Genomic DNA, 22,194 nt, shown 5'->3' with positions numbered 1-22,194 from the left:
GAAAAGGCCTCGGTGCTTATCGTAAACACGCGAGTAAGTGTTAGACTTGTTCTGTTGGATCAGTTTACCTTACGCTGTGATCCAGCGTTGGTGGGAATATTAACCCAGCAGAACAAGAAGACTATTGTTTTCAATCAGTGGAGTGGGGGAGAGGAGCGTAAGTTATAGACTACTAGCCACGGAAGACCAGTAGTCTATAAAAATTGAAGTTATCGTAAAGTTAGAAATTTCGGCATATTTTAAAGTACTTGTTTAATAAAGGATACCGTGATTTATTTTTCTGAGTAGACACGCACGTAGTCCACTTCCATAGTCTGAGGAAACTGGGTACTTGGTGTAGGATTACCAGGTAGATTACCCCCTACTGCGACATTCAGCAATAAGTGGAAATTTTGATCAAAAGGCCAGGTGGTTGGCAGCGTCGTACTTCTGGAGTAAGGACCAGCATATTTTTCCCCATCAACCATCATCATCAAGCAATCTTCGTTCCAGAGTAGGGTATAAACGTGGAATTCTTCTGCGAAGTTAGGTCCTTCTTCTTTGGTAATCCCTTCGGAGGTAAAACGCCAGTAATCATGTCCATAGTGAATAGTACCAAAAATGCGGTCGGGTTCACTGCCAATATTTTCCATGATGTCTATTTCTCCACTACGTGGCCAGCCACCGTAAGCATTGTCGGTAGGCAGCATCCAAATAGCAGGCCACAGGCCCTGGCCGATAGGTAGACGGGCTTTTACATCTACTCGGCCGTAGCGGAAGTCACCTTTGTTTTTGGTGACCATCCGGGAAGAGGTGTATTGGTGTTGATTGAGGTAAAGGGGCGTTTCTTTACGCGCTTTGATGACCAGGTTGCCATTTTCCAGGTAAGCATTCTGTGAACGGTCGGTGTAGTATTCCAGTTCGTTGTTTCCCCAGCCGCAAATACCTAAATCACAGCCATCACCTAAATCAAAAGACCATTTGTTTCGGTCGATTTCGGCACCCTCGAATTCGTCACTCCAGATGAGTTCATAGCTGCTCTCGAGATCAGTGGGGAATTGGCAGCCGGCAACTTCTTCTGGCTTATTACAGGCAAATAGCATCACGCTTAGCACCAAGCTGCCTAGGAGGTATGTTGGGGAATTGGTCATTTTTTTGGATTTTTATTTTGTGAAAGTTTACACAACCAAATTTATGGAATAAAAAAGTAATGCTTATTACATCACCGATACTTCTATAGTCGTACAGTTAACATAACACCTCATCACAACTACATCATTTCAATTATTCGGCTATCTTCGCGAAGAGGCATAAATAAATTAAACCCAGTAAAATTGGGGGGTTGTCAACGATCCAAGCCACTACAGGCGGTTGTTAGCAAACGAATTGTACTTTCTCGCAGTGATACTATGGCTACATCAAAGAGCAGGAGACTAGCACTATTACTTTTATTTTTGATTGGATTTTCCTTGAAATCCTATATGCAGTCTACGGTGTTTGGCATCCCTCAGGTCATTAATTATGCCAAGGATGAGTACAATGCTGGGACTCAAAACTGGAGCGTCATCCAGGATGAAAGCGGGATGATGGTTTTTGGCAACAATAAAGGTGCGTTATTTTTTGACGGCACCCATTGGGATTTGTTGCCGATGCCCAATCGTACGGTCGTACGGTCGGTAGCCAAAGGACTGGATGGGCGTATTTTCATAGGAGGCCAGGATGAGTTTGGCTGGTTGTCCAAAAATGCACAAGCGCAGATTGAATACCACTCTTTCACGGACAGGCTAGCTGTGGAGGATCGGAGTTTTGAAGACGTGTGGAAAATCTTTCCAACGGAAGAGCGTGTTTTCTTTTGCACCCAAAAGGCATTGTTTGTCTATGAAGACGATACTTTCTTAGTCGTAAAATCTCCCCAAAGATTTCAGAATTTCTTTTTTGTTAATGACCAATTATACGCACAAGAAAGAGGTAAAGGTCTGGTGCGTTGGGAAGAAGGACGATTTGTGCTTCTTCCTGGTGGGGAACAATTCAATGATTTTCGAATAGCGAGTATTCTTCCCCAGGGGAAGGATTTACTCATTATTTCTGATTTTTCCGGTCTCTATCGTTTTTCCGGCAATCGCATTACCCCTTGGCAAACGGAGGTTTCTTCGTTTTTACAAAAGAACCAGGCATACTGTGCTTTACTTTTACCCAACAAGGATATCGCTATCGGTACTGCTCAAGACGGCTTGGTTATCATAGATCAGGAAGGGAAGGCACTTTTACATCTTAATAAAGATACGGGCTTACAGAACAATACCATCCTGGCCATTACCCAGGATCGATTAAACAACTACTGGTTGGCCTTAGACAATGGTATTGATTATGTGGAGATAAGTATGCCTTTCGCCAGGATTGCCGATGAAATTGGTTTAGAAGGTACTGGATATGCAGCCGAATTGTACGAAGGTAAACTGTATTTAGGTACTAACCAGGGACTTTTTAGTATCGATTGGCCATTGCCCTACAAAAGTACTCGACGTAACCAGGTGAGCAAAGTTGGAGGCGTAAAAGGCCAAATTTGGGGATTAAATCGTCTGGGGTCCTCCCTAATTATCAATTCTCACGCCGGAACTTTCCAGTTGGAAAAAGGAAAAATTGCTGCGATCTCACCGCCACAAGGCGCCTGGAAAATAATGCGGCTGAATGGCACCTCTTCTCTGGCGATTGAAGGTGGATACACAGGGTTATACCTTTACGAAAATACGGGTAGTGAGGAGAACCCAACTTGGCGATTTAAGCATCGTATAGATGGCTTTGACGAGTCGGCCAGAGTCATTGAGCAGGATCAAGCTGGCAATATTTGGGTTTCGCATGCCTACAAAGGGCTTTTTAAAATTCGCCTCAAGGATGATTATCAAATTGCAGAAGTGAGGTATTTTGGGGAGCAAGATGGGCTACCAGGAACTATCGGTATTAATGTTCTGAAAATTGGTGAGGAGGTTTTGTTTACGACCCTGGAAGGCGTCTACTCCTACAATCAGGAAAGTGACCGGTTTGAACCGTATGAGTCTTTCAATAAAATACTGGGTGGTAAGAAAGAAATCCATCGATTACTGCAAGACGAGGAAGAAAAACTATGGTTTTCTATGGGCAAAGAGTTTGGTTGTTTGAACATCCAAGAAAAAGGTTTTTTGGAACGCCCCGGAATAGACCATCTGTTTTTTAATCATCTACAAGAAGAACTGGTTGATGGATTTGAAGAAATCTACGCCATAGATAAAGACAATACGATCATTGCCACGGAGAACGGGTTTGTCAGTTATTCGCCACAGCGAGGAGCGCAAAGAGATTTGCACCTCAACGTGCTACTTCGTCAGGTGCGAACCATCTCAGGAGCAGACTCTTTGCTGTATAGTGATGGGCTCCTCCTTCCTTCAAATGCTACCGCGCAGGAAGTACAAGAATTGGCTATTCATCTCAATGCCCTACATTTTTCCTACGCAGCACCTTTCTACGAACAAATCGATCAATTGAATTACCGGTATTGGTTGAAGGGGTACGAAGACGAGTGGTCGAGCTGGAGTTCGAGAACGGAGAAGGAATTTACCAACTTGGCCAGTGGAGACTATGAGTTTCAGGTACAAGCTCAAAACACCTACGGTACGATTAGTGAGGCAGTGGTATATCGCTTCACGATTTTACCACCCTGGTACGCCTCTACCTTAGCCAAAACGGTCTATTTTCTTTTAGGCTTACTAGCCTTGGGTGGGGCATTCGTCTATTTTTCGAAGAAAATTGAAAAGGAACGCCAAGCCTTCGAAGCCAATCAGGCTAAAACCCTCGCCGAAAAAGAAGCCGAGTTCCAACAGGAAAAAGAAAAATCAGAAGAAGAAATTGACCGTTTGCGCAGCGAAAATCTACAGTCTGATATTCAGCACCGTACTTCCCAGTTGGCATCAGCCACCATGCACTTGGTGCAAAAAGGAGAGGTCCTACTAAAGATAAAAAAGGAGTTGGCCAAGGTTCACAAACAGGTCAGCACGGAAGAAAACCGCAAGAAATTGCAGAAAATCATCCACACTATCGATGGCAATATCCGCCTCGATAGCAACTGGGAGCAATTTGAGGCTTACTTTGATCAGGTGCACGAAAACTTTTTGCGCAACCTGCGGGAGGCTTATCCCGACTTGACTCCTAAGGATCAAAAACTTTGCGCCTACCTCCGCATGAATCTGACTACCAAAGAGATCGCACCCCTTATGAATATCTCCGTTAGGGGTGTCGAGATCAGCCGCTACCGCCTCCGCAAAAAACTCGATCTAGACACGAATACGAATCTCACCGATTTTATCATGCGTTTTTGATAAAAGATGGATTATCCGTTTTCTAAGTAGCGATGAATCGCTGCAAAATCAAGGCGGGTCATCCCCTGTTTGCTAGCGGCGGCAAACAATTCTTTGGCAAGGTTGGCAAGGTACAAAGGTTGTTGGTGTTCATACGCTGTAAGTGCCGCTAGATGAAGGTCTTTCTGCATCCACTCCAGTGGAAACTGTACTTCATAGTCATCTTGTCGGATCATTTCTGCTTTGAACTTTGTGAAAGGAGCTGCTACGGCCAGGTTAGGTAAAGTATTCAGTAAGAAATCTTTATCAAGGCCCATCTTTTCGCCTAGTAGCACGGCCTCCGAGAAAATAATCATCGATTGCGCCAGCATAATATTGACCAGCATTTTGAAGGAAGCACCCTGCCCGGTCATTCCTAGGGCAATGGTTTTTGACCCCATCGCGTCCAGGTAAGGCTTTAGGGTTTTCAAATCCGTTTCTTCTCCACCGGCAAAGAAAACCAGTTCGGCGTTTTGGGCTTGTGGCTTGGTACCCGCTACCGGGGTGTCGGCAAAACGAATACCGAAATGCCTGGCTTCAGTAGCAGCCTCGTGGCTAAAGGAAGGATTAACGGTTGTACAATCAGCCCATAGGGCTTGAGACTTCATTGCGGCCAAAGCTCCTTCTGATCCAAAAAACAAATCGCGCACCACCTGAGGAGTAGAGAGCATGCTAAAAACAATATCCGCATCTTTTACCGCCTCACCAATGCTGTTGGCAGCTATGGCTCCCTGAGCTGCTAGCGTTTCCATTGGCGCACTCGATCGATTGAATACGGTAAGTTCTACCCCCGTTTTTAGTAAGTTGGCGGCCATCCGACTGCCCATAATACCTAAGCCAACAAACGTAATCTTCATCTTTATTTGTCTTTTATTAATGCTGCAAACCTCGAGCTTTGCAAGACATCAATCTAACCAGAATCAGGCAAAAATAATACTGAAGCGTCAGTTGTTGTTGACAGGCGAGGATATTTGAGCGTGAGAGAGGAAATGGAGGTTTGACTTTGGAGCACCCCCGCCAGGGTGGTGGCCCCACCCATTCTATGGAGTAAATTCCATCCGGTTCACCACGCATTAAAATACAGCTAGTGTTTTGTTTTATTGCGGTGCAAAGACAACATAAACTGCTTTGGTGACATACCTACTTTGTCTTTAAAGGCCCGAATGAAATAAGAAATATTTTCATAACCTACCTCATAAGCAACTTCTGTCACGCTCATTTCTTGTTTGTTCATTAATAACAAGGCCTTCTCAAGCCGTTGGTCTTTGAGCCATTGTTGCGGAGTTGTCTCAAAGTAAGCCTTGAAATCTCTTCTAAAAGTACTCATGCTACGCCCCGTTAGGTAAGCGTAGTCTTCCACCTTTAGCGGTTTGTCATAATTGTCTCGCATAAACGACTTGATATTGCGCTTCTTGGGCAAAGTAAGCCGGAACAGGAAATTGGCGAAAATTTGTTGCCCACATTGGTGGTTGAGCAACAAGAGTAGCTCCAGTATTTTCAATTCCAGTACCCCCTTGGCAGTTAGGCGGTGTTGCTCATAAATTTGTAGGGTGGCTTCCACAAAGGATTGGAGTGGGGGAGTGGTCGGAAATTTCAAATATTCAGGGAGCTGCTCGCGCGATACTTCCTGGACAGTGGTGTTGGTCAAAAAAGTCCTGATCAGTTCGTCATCAAAATAGAAGAGAATGCTTTCAAAATTTCCTTGCTTGGGCAGTAAGTCGGTTACAAAGTAAACACCTCTAGGGATAAACAGTACTTCTCCAGCGCGAACTTTGACCATCTTGCCTTCATAGGTTCGCAGCTGTTGCTCACCGGCCAGCACCATCGAAATAGCGTGGTTGGAGATGTATCCCTCACGCTGTTCTACGTTTTCTGTCAGTGATTTTCTAAGGATACAAACATTCCCATCGCGAAGGATGGTACTTACTTGCGGACTATCAAAAAGACGTTGGGGGAGGAGGATCATGTGAAAATAATTCTGGACGAAAGATAGCCCTTGTCACCACAACAAAATAGTCGTATTACGGCAAAAATCCTACGAATACGCCAACAATGACTCGTTATTCTGGCAGCGGGATGTAGGTCGTATCGCCGGGTACTATCGGGAACTCCTTCGCCTTCCAATCAGCTTTCGCCTGTTCAATACGTTCTTTACTTGACGAAACAAAATTCCAGTACAGAAAACGTTCTTCCGGTAGCGGTGCTCCACCAAATAGCAGCAAGCGGGTATGAGCTGCCAAGTCCAGGCAACATTCGTCTTCGGTTTTTGCGATAAGCATCTGTCCCTGACCGATCCTCTGCTCGTCGCTGCTCACTTCTCCTTCCACCACCACAATGGCAATCTCACCCTTCAGTTGCCCTTGTATATCTAGATGATTGTTTTTGACTGTTTTTATGTCGACCATAAACAAGGGGGAGTAGACAGGAAGTGGCGATTTTCGCCCGTAGCCTTCGCCCGCCACTAGGGTCAGGTGCATGCCATTCTCTTCCCATTGCGGCAAATCCTCTTTAGCGATGTGCACAAAATTGGGGGCGATTTCCTCTTGCTCCTTGGGCAAAGCTACCCACACTTGATAGCCATGAATAGGGTAGGAGTCACCGTTTCGCTGGTGTTGCGGTGTTCTTTCTGTGTGCGTGACGCCATAACCAGAAGTCATGAAATTTACGGATCCTGGCGTGATCAGCTGCTCGGCACCAGTGCTATCCCGGTGCTCGATTTCGCCTTCGAGCAGATAGGTCAACGTGGACAGGCCAATGTGTGGATGCTGGTCAATGTCCAGGTACTGGCCTGGTGCTATAACTGATGGCCCCATGTGGTCAATAAAAGTAAAAGGTCCCACCTGTCGCTTGCGGCGAAAAGGCAGTAGCCTCCCCACCAAAAAGTTGCCAATATCACGGCTTCGCTCTTCTACGAGCATTTTATTGTTCGTCATCTTCTCCTATCTTGGTCGATCACAAGATAAGTATAGTCGCCCATACCTCACACTCCAATCGTACTAGTGCGATTATACGTTTAGCATAGGGCTCATCGTACCAGTGCGATCATACGTTCAAGCCACCCCCCAAGATCCAAGATAGAAAATCAGCATTGGGAAGTGTCGGAAGTTTTCACACACCCCATCGCGCCCCACCCTCACTCCTCCAGTTTCAAGACATTATTTCCTCCGCCAACTCAATCCCAGACTCCAATCCGTCCGCAAAGCAGTACGCCTAATTTCATAGACGTCTGATACTCCTAGGATGTGATAACTAATTCCTGGTCGGAAATGCAACCGAAACTGCTTACCTAGCGGATAACTCAACTGTGGTTGTACATGGTATGAAAGATAAATATCAGGGTAGGGGGTATTGGTCGCATTAAATGTGAATACTTCCCCCGACGCATTGAGTGACCTGCCAGTGGTCTCTAATAGCAGATTCAACCCTACGCCCGCATTTACACCTATCTGCATCCTTTTGCCCTTACTGCTCCATCCTGCAAATAATGGAATGGTAAGTGTTTGCAAGCTGTTATGATGCTTCACTTCCCGGAATCCTAGAGCATTGATTAGTTCGGCACCAGGTACATTATTGCGATACATAACCGTGTCCCAGCTCCGACTGTATTCAAAAACAGCCCGACTATAGTTGTAGTGGAAACCACTAATCAGGTCGATAGATGGTGATAGTGGCAGACGTATTTCCATAGCCGTACTTAGCCCCGTCTCCGATTTGAGCAGGCCGTCAAGTTGTTGGGAAAAAGGACTGTCAGGCCTAGTTGATCGTTCCTCCCAATAGGATATTCCGCTAAAGAAGCCCAGGCTTGGAGGTAAAGCCTTGGTTTGGCCAACAACAATCGGTGATGGCAATACAATGGCAGGTAATACTACTGCCCTAGGTGCTTTTACCAAGCCGGCTAATGGGACAAAAAGCTTAGCAACAACAGGTGAGGTAGCAATTGTATCAGATGTAGCTTCTGCACTTGTTGTAGGTGAAATTTTCTTCTCGTGTTTATCTACGGAAATTGAGGTGTAGATATTAACGCTATTTTCTATCGGTGCAAGTAGCTTCTTAGGCGACACGGTGGTAGGATTGGACCTTGAGTGTTCATTAATCGCTATTACGTCTTTGGTAGGTAGGGGCAATGTAAGTCCATCATTTTGCGTCGAAATAATGAATTCCTCTTTATTGTGAGTAACATCCAATGAAGAATAGGTTTTCATTTGCACATTTGCTGCTGTTGTTGGGTTTAGCTCATCTGTGTTGTGGACAGCTTCGTTCCCAAGAATAGCGGTAGCGTCTGTGTTGTTATTTATCTCTTTTGGGGCAACAGAATAGAAATAATAGCTACCTGCTAGAATTCCAAATAATAATACCAGACAGACCCACACCCAAGTCCCCCCTCTGCGTTTATTCTCTGGAGGCAAAGCACTTTCGATATTGGCCCAAAGCTGATCGGAGTCTACTCCTTCGGTAGACTGACCCTCTTTGAATCGTTTTTGATATTCTTCTTCGAAGTAATGCATACAGGAAGTCTTTAATTACAGTTGAGGCGAATTTTTGCTTGCAAGTGTTCCGGTAGGTTTTGTTTTAACCACGTCCTACTTCGGGTTAGTCGCTGTCGTGATAGGGATTCATCAATTTGTAGTATTTCGGCAATCTCACGATGCGAGAAGCCATCGACTACATAGAGGTTGAAAACTTGAAAATACGATTCGGGCATTTTTTTCAACCATCTCAATAAATCACGTTCACTAAGGGTATTTATGATAGTTGGATCAATAGGTGTTTCGTGTAGTGGAACAATTAATTCATGTGTTCCTTTTAGCTGGTAAGTGCGGTTGTTTTTTAAGCAATAGTTGATAGCAATTTGTGTCGCCCACGTTTTGAAACTGGCTCTTTGCTGATCAAACTGTCGAATATTTTTAAAAATCAGGATGAATACCTCTTGCAAGGTATCTTGTAATTCTTCCGAATTATTTAAATACCGCAGACAGATAAGGTTCAGGTAGGGCATAAGTATCCCGTATAACTGGCGTTGTGCAGCTCGCTCATTAGCTATACATCGTTCTATCAGTTGAATACTTAACTCCATGTTTTTCATGTCCTTATCCAAAAGGCTGCAACCAGCATAATCCGGTTGCAGCCGTATGTTTTTGTGCTTATATACAATCACAGTTTTGGTGCACATATCCTACTGTTCCATCGGCGCGGATACAGTCATCACCAAAATTAAGTTGTAAATCAGGACATTGGTACTCGCACTCACAGTCTGTGGTTACTCGACCGTAGTGGTCATCTAATGGGCATATATCTCCAATGTTGAGGCCCAGTTCTGGGCAATCTACGGCATCCATTTCGCATTCGCAATCTGCATTTACAGTACCGGCACCTCCAACTGGATTCGAACAATCGTCGCCGATATTCAGGCCCAGGTCAGGACAGTCTACTTCCGGGAGTTCACATTCACAATCTGCATTTACGGAACCCACATTACCTGCTGCGGTCATACATACATCACCGATATTGGCATTGATATCTGGACAATCATAGTTGATGACAAAGATACAGTTGCAATCTTCGTTGATTATTCCAAAAAATCCACCCTGAATAAAACAGGCATCGCCAATGTTTGCATTAAGATTCGGGCAGTCTACTCCGGGCTGTTCACACTCACAATCTGCATTTACAGTACCTATAACCCCTGCTGCGGTCGTGCAATCATCACCAATATTGGCATTGATGTTTGGGCAGTCATAGTTGGTGGTTAGCTCACATTCGCAATCTGCATTTATGGTACCAGTACCTCCAGCTGGTGTCTCACAGGCGTCACCAATATTGGCATTACTGTCTGGGCAATCATAGCTGGTGGTTAGCTCACATTCGCAATCTGCATTTATGGCACCAGTAGCGCCAGCCGGTGTCTCACATTCATCACCAATATTGGCATTGCTATCTGGGCAGTCATAACTGGTGGGGAGTTCACACTCGCAATCTGTATTCACGGTGCCGGCACTCCCCGCAGCCGTCAGACAATCGTCACCAATATTCGCGTCGATATCTGGACAATCGAAGACGGGTGTTAAAGAAGTATCATCAATATTTTCAGGGTCACAAGCTAGCAGGGTGGTGGCCATTAGGAATAAGGCCAAAAGACGGGTTAGTAGTTGTGTGGTTGACATCATTGGTTGATCTAAGTTGGTGAAATATTTTCTATTCACTCTCTTATATCTACGCCAATGACCAAACGTGACAGTTGTGCGCTCTTTTTTCTAAAAAAAGTATTGTTGGTTTGTTTTGGGGCCATGCCTTTGCCTTGCCCAGAATAAAATTTTAGCGTTTTACTTCCTTTGGTCGTGATCGCTTCGCTCGGAGTTCCTAAAACAGCCCCCAGCAGAACAACTCTAATGCAGGAATAATGTATCAGTAATTGGCCTATACTGTGCCTCGTTCAGTATAGGTTTAGCTTGCGTTGTCATTCGAACCGTCAAGTGGTTAACTCATAGTTTTAAGCTTCCCAAAGCAACACCATCAGCGCCTCCTCTACCTTGTCTAGGGCCAATAATGTCTGAGCATAAAGGTGTAGTGCCTGTTGGTCATCTGGGCGCTCCTTCAGCAATGCTTGCATCTCTGGGTCAGTGTTCACATAAGCCTTTATCGCGGCCTCGTCCGGCAGCTGCTCTACATTTCCCAATCGACCCAGGTTGTTGCCGGTGAGGATGTTGCTATTACGGATGCGCTCCGGCAACTGATCAACGCCGATGCCCAGGGTCTGAAGTGGTTTGGGGATCTCAAAGAGGGCATCACCGCTGGCGCGGCAGTACCAGCTTTCGCCCATGCGGGCCACTAGATCCAGCTTGTGGGTGTCCAGCGTTCCTTGCTCATTGAGGTATTCATTGCGAATATGCATGGCTACTATTCTGGCGATAACCAGGTTGCCAGCACCGCCTTCTTCACCCGTTTCTATGACTTGTTCTACCACACATTCCATCGCTACTGGTGCTTCTCCTACACGAGGTGGCCCTACTTTTTCGGAAGCCACTTCCGTAAAGCCAGCTTTCACAAATTCATTGACGCCCTTGTCGTACTCGGTACTACTCAGCGACATTTGCTCTACCATGGGGTAGTTCACGATGTTGATGACCACTTCGGGTACTTCCTGAATGTTTTCCAGCGTATGCTTACTGGTGTTGTCTCGCACCCGTCGCGCGGGCGAGAAAATCAAAATCGGTGGGTTGGCCCCAAAAACATTGAAAAAACTGAAAGGACTCAAGTTGACGTTCCCTTCTTTATCGATCGTACTGGCAAAAGCAATGGGCCGCGGCGCCACTGCTGAAACCAAAAAACCATGTAATCTGCCCGTGGATACTTCACCGGGGATGATGGTAGTGATATTCATTACTTAGTAGTTTGACTTATTTTTTTCTCCGTCCCTGATGATTGATGCTCTGAGTTTAAAACCGTGTAAATCTGTCTAATCCGTTAAATCAGTGTTCTATCCAGTTTTATCGGCGCTCTATTTTGCGGGCAATACCTTGGTACGTACTTCACCAAATCCTACCCGGATACCATCTTTCTCCGCGTGTCCTTTCATGATCACGGTGTCATTGTCTTCAATAAAAGTTCTGGTGCTACCATTAGCGAGCGTGACGGGCTTGCTGCCGGACCACGAAATCTCCAGCATGGAGCCATAAGCACTGGCGTCTTTACCACTAATAGTACCCGATGCCAGCATGTCACCAATACGCATATTACAACCATTAACGGTATGATGGGCCAGCTGCTGTAGCATGTTCCAGTACATGTATTTATAGTTCGATTGGCTCACAATGTTCTCGGTACCGTCCTCGGTTTGAATGCTTACGGATAGTTGAATATCGTAGTTGTGCTGCCCTTGGTATTCGAGGTAGGGGAGTACGGGTGGGTCTTGCACGGGGCCATCCACGCGGAAGGGAGCCAGTGCCTCCATGGTTACGACCCAAGGTGAGACCGAGGATGCAAAATTCTTACCCAGGAATGGCCCTAGTGGTACGTATTCCCATTTTTGTATATCGCGTGCCGACCAGTCGTTGAAAACCACCATTCCGAAAATATAATCTTCTGCTTCGGAGGTGCTTACTGGTTGGCCCAGCTCATTTTCTTTGCCAATAATAAAGGCCATCTCTAATTCAAAATCCAGACGACCGCTGGCTTTGAAGACAGGCTTGTCTGCACCATTGGGCATGACTTGGCCCTTGGGCCGATGGATAGGCGTACCTGAAGGAATAATAGAGGAAGCTCTGCCGTGATAACCTACTGGGATATGCTTCCAGTTGGGCAGCAAAGCATTTTCAGGATCGCGAAACATCATGCCCACATTGGTGGCGTGCTCAATGCTCGAATAAAAATCGGTATAGTCGCCCACGCGCACCGGTAGGTGCATCTGTGCCTGGCTTTGTGGTACCAATCCGGCTTTGTGCTTGGCCAGTGGCGAGCTTTCGTCGCAGAGCCATTCTTGCACCCTGGTTCGTACCCTGTTGGTTGTCTTTTTGCCCAACCCGATAAAACGATTCAGGCTTGTTTGTTCGAATACCCAGCTGTCGAACCCCAGGTCAGCAAAGTAGCCTTGCTGCCCCATTTCGCAGAGGTCAACAATTTGATCCCCAATGGCAATACCCGCTCGCGGACTGAGATCCTTGGTCGAGAATATACCAAAAGGGAGGTTGTGGATGGAAAAGTCGGTGTTGGGGGGAGGATTAAGCCAGGTTTGCATCGATAATTTGAATTAATAAAAAAATGAAATTGGAGTTTGATTTCGTAGGAATGGTTATCCAAAAGTCGGAGATCGGAAGTGGGAAGTCGGAAGTATTTTGAGCCTCATGGAAAGATGGTTAATGTTTTTAATTAATCAACTTTTACACCTTTACACTCTTACACTTTCCAACAATCCTAGGCGTTACTTCCTACTTCCGATTTCCCACTTCCGACTTTCGTAATCACTAATGCTCCAACCAAGACCGAAAATACTTCCCATCATCGAGTTTCATTGCTGCTTCCGTGAGTTGCAGTGGTTTGAAGGTGTCGATCATCACGGCTAGCTCTTCGGTTTTGGTCTTGCCAATACTACGCTCGTAGGCGCCGGGGTGAGGACCGTGGGGGATGCCACCAGGGTGCAAGGTGATGTAGCCTGGGCCTATGTCATTTCTGCTCATAAAATCGCCGTCTACGTAGTACAATACCTCGTCGGAGTCGATATTGGAGTGGTTGTAGGGGGCAGGGATAGCTTTAGGGTGATAGTCGTAGAGCCTTGGGCAGAAGGAACAAATCACGTAGGATTTGGCTTCAAAGGTTTGGTGTACGGGGGGGGGTTGGTGTACCCGTCCGGTAATGGGTTCGAAATTATGAATTGAAAACCCGTAAGGGAAATTGTAGCCATCCCAGCCTACCACATCAAACGGGTGGGCTTGGTAGACGTAATCGGTCAGGGTTTGCTGTTTCTTTATTTTTATCAAGAACTGCCCCATTTCGGTGTGGGTTTCCAGGTCTTGAGGGAGTTTGTAATCACGTTCGCAATAAGGCGAATGCTCGAGCAATTGCCCAAACCAATTGCGATAGCGCTTGGGGGTATAGATAGGGTCAAACGATTCTGCGTAAAGGATGCGATTCTCTTCTGTGTCAAACTCGATCTGGTAGATCATACCTCGTGGAATGATAAGGTAATCACCATACTCAAAGCGGATATTTCCCATCAGGGTACGCAGCGTGCCAGTACCTTGGTGGATAAATAGCATCTCATCCGCATCGGCATTCTTGTAAAAATAGTCCGTCATCGACTTACGGGGAGCCGCCAGACCAATATGGATGTCGCTATTGAGCAACAAAGTCACCCTACTGTCCAGGAAATCATCCTGTGGTGGTACGTCAAAACCAATCAGCTTGCGCGACTTCATGTTTTTGGCTAACGCTAGCTTGGGGCTTACATCCACCGATTCGCCTACCGATTCTACCATGGTAGGGCGATGATGATGATAAAGCAACGACGACATGCCATCGAAGCCGATGGTGCCAAAAAGTTGTTCGTAGTACAAGCCGCCGCCTGGTTTTTCAAAAATAGTATGGCGCTTGGGGGGCAACTGACCTAAACGGTGGTAGATGGGCATAAGAATGGTATTTGGTTAGGACGGTGTAAAGATAAAGACAGATAGTTGTCATGGCAAATATTTTGACGGCTATCTTTCATCCGCGTTTTATTCAGCTTTGTCGAAAGCAAGTTACAACGCAACGCAGTTATTTGTATGTTGCGGTCAGTCAAAAACACGTCATCATGAGCAATGCCTATAAAGTTGAATTTCTATCCAGCATCGAAGACCAGGGAAATCTTAAATGGTCTTCCACGCCTCGCCGTCCACTGACGGGAGAAGAGATCGCCAAAAAACTACAGCAATTAATCGATGATCACGTTCACCAGGGCTATCGTTTACAACAAGTCATGGATGCCCATACACGAACATCTGACCGGTCAACGGACATGAGTCATACCCACCCTAAGCCAGACGGCCTATTAGTGATTTTTGTGAAGGTATCCATGTTTTAGGACAAGCGTTTGCTGTGCATAATTAGCCACAAAAGCAAGGCTATAAAATATAAGGCTCATCGTAGTTTCCGAACTACGATATGCTTTTTTAATGCTTTATTGTTCTTAACTAGCCACTAAAGTAACAGCGTTAAAAGTAAAGTCCTGATCACCAGGTAATTACTACTCCCCAACCTCACATTACTTACTCCTTCCGCAACACCACCATTGCCTGCTGTTGCTCTACAACAAGGTCAAAGAAGTTCTTGAGGGCAGCGTATTCCTGAGCGTAGAAGAAAGGATCATTGAAAGATAGCTTTTCGATGATTTGGAGGTTACCATTGAGTTCAATGAATCGGAGTGAGTACCTTCCTTTGCCTTCTGGCAGGGCAATGTTGATGGATTCTGGAACCTCTTCAATGACAATGCCTTCGCCTAGTTCGAGTTGTAGCACATAGACATAATCTTGCGGCGTTTGCAGATCAATCGGGAAGAGCCTTGTTTCGGTAGTGAGTGGATTCTCTGGATAATGAGAAGCTATGATGGCGTTGAGATAGTACAGGTTTTCATTGTTCATCACGGCAGCAGAAGCATCCATCTGAGCACTCACATTGATGTCTTTATAGCTGTTATCAAAGCCTGTAACTTCTACTTCCGAAAGGGTTTGTCCTGTCCATTTTTCCAAATGCTGTTGGAGGACTGCTTCCTGTTTAAGTTCCCTACGGTTTTCCAGGCCCGCATAACCGGAGGCTTTGTATTTGGCGGTACCGCTGAGGGTACCATCGGGCTGTAGCGTAAGTTTTAGTTGTAGGGCTGTTTTATGGTCGGAAGGTGCTTTTAGGTCCACCCAAGTAGAAGATTCCTCCATGATAAGCCGACCGCGATCATTGAGGTTGTGTAGCGGCAGAAGGGGGAGAGGTACATCGTCTTGGCTGGCATCCAATAAAAGGGAGCCATTTTCGGGTAATGTCGCTTGTACGATGACGTGGTTGAATTGCTGAATCGAAGGGCGAGTCAACGATAGGTAACCATTGTTGCGGGTACTCACCAAGACTGGATTGGCAGCTATTCCTGCGGTACGCAATGCACTGATCAGGAAGTAGTTGAGGTCGCCTGAGCTACCGCTACTAAGTTCTAAAAGTCTGGAGGGGGAATTGCCTGCGCCAATACGGTAGTTGCCATTCCATTCCAACCGTTTTTTAACTTGCTCATAGATAATGACAAGTTTTTCAGCAGGGGCGTCAACACCACTGGTCCAACCTGCGACCAAATCGGCCACCTCTTTCTTGGGGTCTAGATAAGTGCGATTAATCGAAAATTTACGGTAATAAGCAGCGATGTCATCCCAGCTGTGGGAATAAGTTCTACCAAATTGACCGGGAAAATTGACGCTGACCAGTTCAAAATCTACCCGAAAGAAATAGTTCCTGGCAGCTGGCGAAAACGTTTCTGACTTTAAACCAGGAATTTCTTTAGCTGCCCAACGGTAGGCCCTCGTGCCAAAATTAATGGTTTCGTTTCCGTTGCGGCCACCGGAAAGAACCAGTGAGCGGGAACCTAATTCAGCAACGGTGTTTTCCTGAAGTCGATCACTGTAAAATCCCTTCATGTCTACCGAGAAGTAATAATATTCAGGAAAAACGGCTTCAAAATAACTGTAGTCGGTAGGGATGCTTCTTTGGAAATACCAGGTAGGAATACTGGATACAAAATCAGATTTGTAGGTGTACTTCAAATCAATAATGGCTCCTTCTTTTACTTGTGGAAAGGTGATGGTTACCTTGTCCAAGCCATCGCTGATAACCTCTTCAAAAATACCTTCTTTGGTGAGCTTGGTTTCTTCTGGTTCGCCATTGGCGGTATTGAGGGTAACACCTTTGATGTTGATCACTTCTTCCTTGGAAGATGTAGAGGTGCTATTAGCGAGCCAAAAGACAAAAGTGGCATAGTCAACGCCAGTACCTTTCAGGATTTTGATGCGTTGGTGCCGTTCTATCATGAGTTCAAAACCGCCAGTAGTGGGGTCGTAGTCCATCCAGCTTTTTCCTTCATCAAAAAGAAAAACAGCTTCCGCATCAGGGTCTAGTGGGTAGGTTTTTAATGCAATTTCTTCGTCGGAAAATTTTCCAAAACGGACTTTGTCAGGATTGACAATTTGGGCTTGTAGTCCCCAGGCCAGGCCTGCGAGGATCAATAATAAGGAGTAACGCATGGTTCAGAAAGAGGTTGATTTATATCGCAATATAGTATTTTTTTTAAAAAAAAGTCCTTATGCCCTGTGGGTCAAATCCGTAAATTTGACCCACAGGGCATAAGGACTGCATGGCCCAGGAAAATCATCCAGGGGAGTGATTCCCCAAAAGCTGATTAGAACCCAGGACGTGATGGTGTCGGACGAGTAGTGCCACCGCTGTTGGAACCTACTTTCTGTACACCACCAAAATAAAACTGTATCCCAATTGAAAGGTCAAACTGGTTGGTACGGGTGGTCGTTTCTGTGATGATGCCAGCAATGTCGGTATCAAATGAAGAACGAGCAAAGTTGTACTTGAACAGCGCTTCGATACCAATGGCCGAGTCGGAGAAGATGGTAAAGCCCGGGCCGATACCTAAAGCAAAAATGTTGGAGGTGATCTTCTGGCGCTGACCAGCAATGAGCAAGTCATCGGAGGCATTGCCAAAGCCGAAATCGGTTTGGAAAAATAGTGCTGTATCGTCATTAAAGGGAAAGTAATAACGCATGAAAGGGCCAAAGAGAAGGTTACTGTCTTCGTTGCGGTCCTCATTGGGATTGTCGACACTACTGAACGTATAGTTCATGCCCAGTCCGAGCACAAAGTTATCTACCGGAAAGTAACCGACGTTGGGTGCCAGCGTGAATTGGGAAGAGGAAGGGCCATCGCCTTCGTCGTCCATATTCGTTGACTGGAATTTGATGCTGGATTGTGCCACCGAAAAACCGACGGTAGAACCGATCATAAAGTTGCCCTGATCCAGGACTTGAGCAGATAAGGCCGTACCTAGGAATAGAAATCCAAGGAGAAGTCCATAAATAGATTGTTTCATAATAAGTTTTAGTTTGTTGCCCCTAAAGGTAGGTTATTTAGACGTTTGAGGAAAGAGAAGTAACAAAGCTCATCAGGGTAGAATGAGTAGACTATAAAATTCCAATTCAATACGTAATAGGAAGTACGCTAAAGCTGTTTTATCAGCATTGCTTTCGTAACCTTCCTTTATGCCTAAATGTTTTATGGAACTTTCTGAAAATATTTTTCTTCCCAGACGTAGAAGTGAGCTACTCCTCAATGTTGTTTTTTTGGCAGCATTGGTTCTATTGATCGTGAATGATCATTTTTGGAAAGCTAGCTACTCGAATGTGCTTACGGGCAAGTTGTCGGACTTAGCAGGTTTGGTGTTACTACCGCTGTGCCTGGTGTATGTGTTTCCTCGTTTACAAGAAGGTGCCGTTTTATGGAGTGCACTGTTTTTCTTTTTGTGGAAGACGCCACTGGCCACGCCGTTTATTGAATATTACAACCTGGTGGCGCCGATCCCGATCAGCAGGGTAGTGGACTATACGGACTATCTCGCTTTTGTGATTTTGCCTTTGCCCTGGTGGATGATAAAGCAGCCACAGCAATTTGAGTGGTCTATGCTTCGTCTCCAACCTGTCGCGTGGAGCTGGGGATTGTTACTGCTCACCAGCATGAGTTTTGTGGCCACCTCCCCACCTCGGTGGTATTACATGGTAGCTGATGCGCCTGGAAATGTTCGTTTTTATCAGAGTCCCTACGAGGTGAAGAAGTCGCCGGAAGAGGTTTTGGCCCGATTAAGGGAGGAAGGGATTGCTTTTGAACCTTACCTGAAGGTAGACTCAACAGGGGGAGCTTTTGGTAGCTATGCCCGAGATAGTGCTTTTCAAGCACTTTACCAATTTTATGTGATCCCCCAGTTGATTTTAGAAGAAGATACCCTGAATGATATTCATTTTGCCCTTAGTTCGGCAACTTCAGATTATACTCATTTTCAATTGCAGAGTATGAATATCCCGGACTCCTCTTCTACCTACATTGTCGGGAAAACGAATAAGTGGTACCTCAAGGTATTGAAGAAGGAGCTGGTCAGGAAGGTGAGGAGGTAGAGGGGTTTAAGAACGACTCACGCCCTTAAACGTAGAGAGGGTATAAGGATAAATTGCTGTCCCTATACCCTCTACGCTAAGTAGCGGTAGCGCCGCCGGATAACCATTTTCGGTTACTTACTCCGCTCAATCTCCAGTGTCTCTTCTTCCAGCAAGCGGTTGAAGAGTTCTTCCAATTGTTCAGCCCCGAGGCGCTTGGAAATGATTTTTTTGTCTTTGTCCAGAACGTAGATTTGCGGAGTGGTCTTGAGGTCGTAGGTCGTCATGAAGCGGGAGCGGCCGTATGGATCAACGACATGTATCCATTCGCCGATTCCATTTTCGTCGATGTAGTCCCAGCATTCAGGTACTTCGTCGCGGAGCTTGGCACAGCCGGCGAAGATTTTGACGCCACGATCTTTGAATTTTTCGTAAAAGTCGGCCAGAATTGGTGTTGATTTTTTGCAGTGACCACAATCGTAGCGCCAGAAGTACAGTACCGTGTAGGGCGACTCTACATCAGACAAGTTGATTTTACTACCATCGCGTCGTTCCATCTGGAGGTCTGGGGCAGTTTTTCCAATGAGTAAAGGGCGCAGGCGATTGGCATTGTCGACAATCTTTTCCAGTTGTTCTTCTTCCGTCCAGGGGGCAAGACCAAGGGCGTAGTATTTGTCTACCAGGTGGACGTAAACAGCATCCATACCCACAAATTTGGAGGCTGCGTAGAAATTCAGGAAGTGGATCAGGTAAAATTTGAAGTTTTCTTCTGAAGGCCGCATTTTCTCCAAGATAAAATCAATGGCCAATGCAATACTATCAGGGTGCTGAACTTGTAGTTTTTGTACAAAATAGTCGACCCTTTGGAAGAGGAAGGGGGTACGCAACATGCGCGTGTCTCCAAGATCAAGGTTGTCGAAATAGTGTTGCTGCATCCAACGCCATTTCTTATTGTTGATCTCTTCTTCGGTGCCCGTAAATTCAGGGAATTCGGTAGGCAAGTTGGCCTCAATGATGGCTGCTGGTAAGCTGCCAGGGTGATCTGCGATGAATTTTTTCTGGTATACCAGTACTTTATCCCCTAGGTCTTCCAAGGCTTCTTTGGCTCGTTCTTTATCTTTTTCGGAAGCGGATTCCGAATTGATGACCTTTTGGAATTCCTCGCCTTCGTCGCGTTGCTCAGCCAGATAGAGGAGGTAATTGTAAAAGTCCTGGTTGTCGGGAGAATTGGTAAACTGGGTGTTTTCCAGTTGGGTTTCTCCCATGGCCGTTTTTAGGCTGAAGCGCTGATTTTTATCGTCGATAAGGATTTGGAAAAACTGGTTGTCGGGTGCCATCACTACCAGGTAAATTCCTCCGGCCAGATTTTCCTCTCCCCGGAAGGTGTAACTATTGTCCTCTGCCCTGGCCACGGTGTCGAGTATGTATTGCTTTTCGCCAAGGTAGTAGGCAAGGTAGAGGTCTTTTTGTTCGTAACCATCAATGCTTACTTTGATCTCGTAGCCATCCTGGGCCCAAGTCGTAAGTGAGAGTGTCACCAATAAAAGTGTAATTATCATTCGCATAGCTAAGAAAATATCATTTTTGCAAAAATGCAGATTTTTCGGCAGACGACCTTACAACGCTTAAATCGTTGACATGATTTTAACAAAATGGGATATCAAATAAAAAAAACACCCGAAGCACCTCATCCGTGCTCCGGGTATACCAATAACTGCATTAATTTTTGGGATATTTTACTTAGTAATTTGTGTTCCGTCACTTAAGCGGGCGTAAAGCTTACGCTTCCTCTCCTTTTACTTTACCACACTCAACGAACGCGTATGCAACAATGCACCATTTGCTAAACGGGTAAATTGCAACATGTAGAGGCCTGCGGGTAATTGTCTGGTGACCAGGGAAGCTGATACACCCTGGTTTAGCTGTAAGCTTAAGTTATTCAGCTGCTGGCCTTGCGCATTGAAGATGTGCACCGATACGGGTTCTTGGTAGTCGATGCTGATGAGGCTCTGTTCGGTGGTAGGATTAGGAAATACTTGCACGCGGCTGGGATCAATGAGGGAAGTAAGGCGGCTAGGATCGAGGAAAATTTCCGGACCATTGGTGCTTACTGGAGGCGTTTCTGTTTGTTGACGCACACGGATGTTGTCCAGGAAAATGGTCTGAGAAGTGGAGAAACTGGACAGGATGAAATGGAAACCAGTCGTTTCCAATTGGATGGGAATGTATTCATTGGTGTTTTCATCGCCAGTGCCCTCGTTCGCAAAGCGGGTAAAACGTAGATTATTGTCACTGTTAAGACCAACAGTAATGGATGCTGTATTGAATTCAAAGCGTGGAAAGCGCAAAAGCGGGTACATGCCTTCAATCTGAAAACCATTGCTTAGGGTATCCTGCATCAAAGCTATCTGATTGAGGGTATCAAAGCCAAAATTAGATTGCCGGAAAAGGATACGCTCCAGCTCGGTGCCGGTACTACTGCTAAAGCCAAAGCCGTTGGAGTTGGTGACAGCTCCTGCGTAGTCAAAAATCACTTCGTCAGAAAAAACAGGTACGGTACGTGCAAATTTAAAGCGTGATCCCTGTACGTTGCCGGTACTACTGTAATTGAGCATTCCGTCAACAACCTCAAAAGTGGCGAACTCACCAATGGTTTCCCATTTTGTAGGATCCACCATTCCCGAAGAGAAATCATCAAAGAAAATAAAGGTGTTGTCGCCATCAGCAGCTGAAGTTGCATCCGCTTTACCGTAGTAAACCTGGATGTCTAAACTTGCGCCAGCAGCGATGTTAGGGATCTTGACCCACACTTTGGTGGCGGTACTCAAGCCCAGGCTGTCGCCCCAAAAGGGTAGGAGGGTGCAATCGGTGGTATACACTCGCAGATCTGCACCATCGGCGCGAAGTTTACCTTCGGCAACCAACTCAGCAGTATTGAGTTCAATGGCTACCTGGTAGTCGGTAAGGTTGCCGCCCAGGCTATTGTCGATGCTTACCGTGTGGTAATAAGCCCAGCCTGGCGCGCAATCCTGAGCGTGGAGGAAATAGCAGGAAAACGAAAAGAGTAGTAGCGTAAAGTACTTCATAGGGGAATTTTTAGGATTAAACCTCAAAAATAGAGGGCTTCTCACAATCGCTTACCCCTGAAAACAGGTAGGTAAAAACTCCATGAATTCCGGTAGAGGAATTATGGGTGT

The 22,194-nt window shown here is 45.8% G+C and carries 17 protein-coding genes; 3 read left to right on the top strand and 14 right to left on the bottom strand.

Annotated elements, in window-relative coordinates; genetic code table 11:
* Positions 1–272: 272 nt before the first annotated feature.
* On the bottom strand, positions 273–1,130 hold the full coding sequence (locus AB0L18_RS01170) for a family 16 glycosylhydrolase (protein WP_367390757.1): 858 nt from the start codon (positions 1,128–1,130) through the stop codon (positions 273–275).
* Between the two features lie 330 nt (positions 1,131–1,460).
* Between AB0L18_RS01170 and AB0L18_RS01165 the strand changes: the two genes are divergently transcribed.
* Positions 1,461–4,328: a triple tyrosine motif-containing protein gene (locus tag AB0L18_RS01165; RefSeq protein ID WP_367390756.1), complete on the top strand. Its 2,868-nt coding sequence runs from the start codon at positions 1,461–1,463 to the stop codon at positions 4,326–4,328.
* Positions 4,329–4,339: 11 nt separating this feature from the next.
* Here the strand turns inward: AB0L18_RS01165 and AB0L18_RS01160 are convergent, their stop codons facing one another.
* From AB0L18_RS01160 to AB0L18_RS01120, 9 genes are all read right to left on the bottom strand, one after another.
* Entirely contained in the window at positions 4,340–5,203 is an 864-nt protein-coding gene (locus AB0L18_RS01160) for an NAD(P)-dependent oxidoreductase (protein WP_367390755.1), read from the bottom strand.
* A gap of 227 nt (positions 5,204–5,430) precedes the next feature.
* Positions 5,431–6,312 (bottom strand): helix-turn-helix domain-containing protein, encoded by an 882-nt coding sequence (locus AB0L18_RS01155; protein WP_367390754.1) that lies wholly within the window; start codon positions 6,310–6,312, stop codon positions 5,431–5,433.
* 94 nt (positions 6,313–6,406) lie between these two features.
* The gene (locus AB0L18_RS01150) at positions 6,407–7,279 is read right to left on the bottom strand and encodes a pirin family protein (RefSeq protein WP_367390753.1); all 873 of its coding nucleotides are present in this window, start codon (positions 7,277–7,279) and stop codon (positions 6,407–6,409) included.
* Positions 7,280–7,501: 222 nt separating this feature from the next.
* Entirely contained in the window at positions 7,502–8,851 is a 1,350-nt protein-coding gene (locus tag AB0L18_RS01145) for a hypothetical protein (protein WP_367390752.1), read from the bottom strand.
* 11 nt (positions 8,852–8,862) lie between these two features.
* Positions 8,863–9,420, bottom strand: a complete 558-nt coding sequence (locus tag AB0L18_RS01140) for an RNA polymerase sigma factor (protein WP_367390751.1) — start codon at positions 9,418–9,420, stop codon at positions 8,863–8,865.
* 67 nt (positions 9,421–9,487) lie between these two features.
* On the bottom strand, positions 9,488–10,510 hold the full coding sequence (locus tag AB0L18_RS01135) for a hypothetical protein (RefSeq protein WP_367390750.1): 1,023 nt from the start codon (positions 10,508–10,510) through the stop codon (positions 9,488–9,490).
* A gap of 323 nt (positions 10,511–10,833) precedes the next feature.
* On the bottom strand, positions 10,834–11,724 hold the full coding sequence (locus AB0L18_RS01130; protein WP_367390749.1) for a flavin reductase: 891 nt from the start codon (positions 11,722–11,724) through the stop codon (positions 10,834–10,836).
* 117 nt (positions 11,725–11,841) lie between these two features.
* A complete protein-coding gene (gene fahA, locus AB0L18_RS01125; RefSeq protein WP_367390748.1) occupies positions 11,842–13,077 on the bottom strand; it encodes a fumarylacetoacetase in 1,236 nt (411 codons plus the stop codon).
* Positions 13,078–13,303: 226 nt separating this feature from the next.
* Positions 13,304–14,464 (bottom strand): homogentisate 1,2-dioxygenase, encoded by a 1,161-nt coding sequence (locus AB0L18_RS01120; RefSeq protein ID WP_367390747.1) that lies wholly within the window; start codon positions 14,462–14,464, stop codon positions 13,304–13,306.
* A 164-nt stretch (positions 14,465–14,628) separates the two neighbouring features.
* Between AB0L18_RS01120 and AB0L18_RS01115 the strand changes: the two genes are divergently transcribed.
* The gene (locus AB0L18_RS01115; protein WP_367390746.1) at positions 14,629–14,898 is read left to right on the top strand and encodes a hypothetical protein; all 270 of its coding nucleotides are present in this window, start codon (positions 14,629–14,631) and stop codon (positions 14,896–14,898) included.
* 184 nt (positions 14,899–15,082) lie between these two features.
* Here AB0L18_RS01115 and AB0L18_RS01110 read toward each other — a convergent pair whose 3' ends face one another.
* Both AB0L18_RS01110 and AB0L18_RS01105 read right to left on the bottom strand, forming a co-directional pair.
* The gene (locus AB0L18_RS01110; protein ID WP_367390745.1) at positions 15,083–17,089 is read right to left on the bottom strand and encodes a transglutaminase domain-containing protein; all 2,007 of its coding nucleotides are present in this window, start codon (positions 17,087–17,089) and stop codon (positions 15,083–15,085) included.
* Between the two features lie 155 nt (positions 17,090–17,244).
* Entirely contained in the window at positions 17,245–17,943 is a 699-nt protein-coding gene (locus AB0L18_RS01105) for a hypothetical protein (protein WP_367390744.1), read from the bottom strand.
* A 184-nt stretch (positions 17,944–18,127) separates the two neighbouring features.
* Here AB0L18_RS01105 and AB0L18_RS01100 point away from each other — a divergent pair, with 184 nt between their 5' ends.
* Positions 18,128–19,018 (top strand): hypothetical protein, encoded by an 891-nt coding sequence (locus AB0L18_RS01100; RefSeq protein ID WP_367390743.1) that lies wholly within the window; start codon positions 18,128–18,130, stop codon positions 19,016–19,018.
* A gap of 113 nt (positions 19,019–19,131) precedes the next feature.
* On the opposite strand, the gene AB0L18_RS01095 is transcribed toward AB0L18_RS01100, so the two are convergent.
* Together AB0L18_RS01095 and AB0L18_RS01090 are read right to left on the bottom strand one after the other, a co-directional pair.
* Complete coding sequence (locus AB0L18_RS01095) at positions 19,132–20,562, bottom strand: redoxin domain-containing protein (RefSeq protein WP_367390742.1); 1,431 nt, start codon at positions 20,560–20,562, stop codon at positions 19,132–19,134.
* 231 nt (positions 20,563–20,793) lie between these two features.
* Positions 20,794–22,083, bottom strand: coding sequence for a DUF2341 domain-containing protein (locus AB0L18_RS01090; RefSeq protein ID WP_367390741.1), 1,290 nt, complete (start codon positions 22,081–22,083; stop codon positions 20,794–20,796).
* Positions 22,084–22,194 lie beyond the last annotated feature (111 nt).

It is taken from the genome of Lewinella sp. LCG006, assembly GCF_040784935.1.
GTDB lineage: Bacteria > Bacteroidota > Bacteroidia > Chitinophagales > Saprospiraceae > Lewinella.
The sequence above is the reverse complement of the archived record's forward strand: the minus strand, read 5'-3'. Positions and strand labels throughout refer to the sequence as shown.

Excerpts from the sequence above, each read along its gene's own strand:
- AB0L18_RS01170 (WP_367390757.1), bottom strand. The coding sequence starts at position 1,130 with ATGACCAATTCCCCAACATACCTCCTAGGCAGCTTGGTGCTAAGCGTG.
- AB0L18_RS01165 (WP_367390756.1), top strand. The coding sequence starts at position 1,461 with ATGCAGTCTACGGTGTTTGGCATCCCTCAGGTCATTAATTATGCCAAG.
- AB0L18_RS01160 (WP_367390755.1), bottom strand. The coding sequence starts at position 5,203 with ATGAAGATTACGTTTGTTGGCTTAGGTATTATGGGCAGTCGGATGGCC.
- AB0L18_RS01155 (WP_367390754.1), bottom strand. The coding sequence starts at position 6,312 with ATGATCCTCCTCCCCCAACGTCTTTTTGATAGTCCGCAAGTAAGTACC.
- AB0L18_RS01150 (WP_367390753.1), bottom strand. The coding sequence starts at position 7,279 with ATGACGAACAATAAAATGCTCGTAGAAGAGCGAAGCCGTGATATTGGC.
- AB0L18_RS01145 (WP_367390752.1), bottom strand. The coding sequence starts at position 8,851 with ATGCATTACTTCGAAGAAGAATATCAAAAACGATTCAAAGAGGGTCAG.
- AB0L18_RS01140 (WP_367390751.1), bottom strand. The coding sequence starts at position 9,420 with ATGGAGTTAAGTATTCAACTGATAGAACGATGTATAGCTAATGAGCGA.
- AB0L18_RS01135 (WP_367390750.1), bottom strand. The coding sequence starts at position 10,510 with ATGATGTCAACCACACAACTACTAACCCGTCTTTTGGCCTTATTCCTA.
- AB0L18_RS01130 (WP_367390749.1), bottom strand. The coding sequence starts at position 11,724 with ATGAATATCACTACCATCATCCCCGGTGAAGTATCCACGGGCAGATTA.
- fahA (WP_367390748.1), bottom strand. The coding sequence starts at position 13,077 with ATGCAAACCTGGCTTAATCCTCCCCCCAACACCGACTTTTCCATCCAC.
- AB0L18_RS01120 (WP_367390747.1), bottom strand. The coding sequence starts at position 14,464 with ATGCCCATCTACCACCGTTTAGGTCAGTTGCCCCCCAAGCGCCATACT.
- AB0L18_RS01115 (WP_367390746.1), top strand. The coding sequence starts at position 14,629 with ATGAGCAATGCCTATAAAGTTGAATTTCTATCCAGCATCGAAGACCAG.
- AB0L18_RS01110 (WP_367390745.1), bottom strand. The coding sequence starts at position 17,089 with ATGCGTTACTCCTTATTATTGATCCTCGCAGGCCTGGCCTGGGGACTA.
- AB0L18_RS01105 (WP_367390744.1), bottom strand. The coding sequence starts at position 17,943 with ATGAAACAATCTATTTATGGACTTCTCCTTGGATTTCTATTCCTAGGT.
- AB0L18_RS01100 (WP_367390743.1), top strand. The coding sequence starts at position 18,128 with ATGGAACTTTCTGAAAATATTTTTCTTCCCAGACGTAGAAGTGAGCTA.
- AB0L18_RS01095 (WP_367390742.1), bottom strand. The coding sequence starts at position 20,562 with ATGCGAATGATAATTACACTTTTATTGGTGACACTCTCACTTACGACT.
- AB0L18_RS01090 (WP_367390741.1), bottom strand. The coding sequence starts at position 22,083 with ATGAAGTACTTTACGCTACTACTCTTTTCGTTTTCCTGCTATTTCCTC.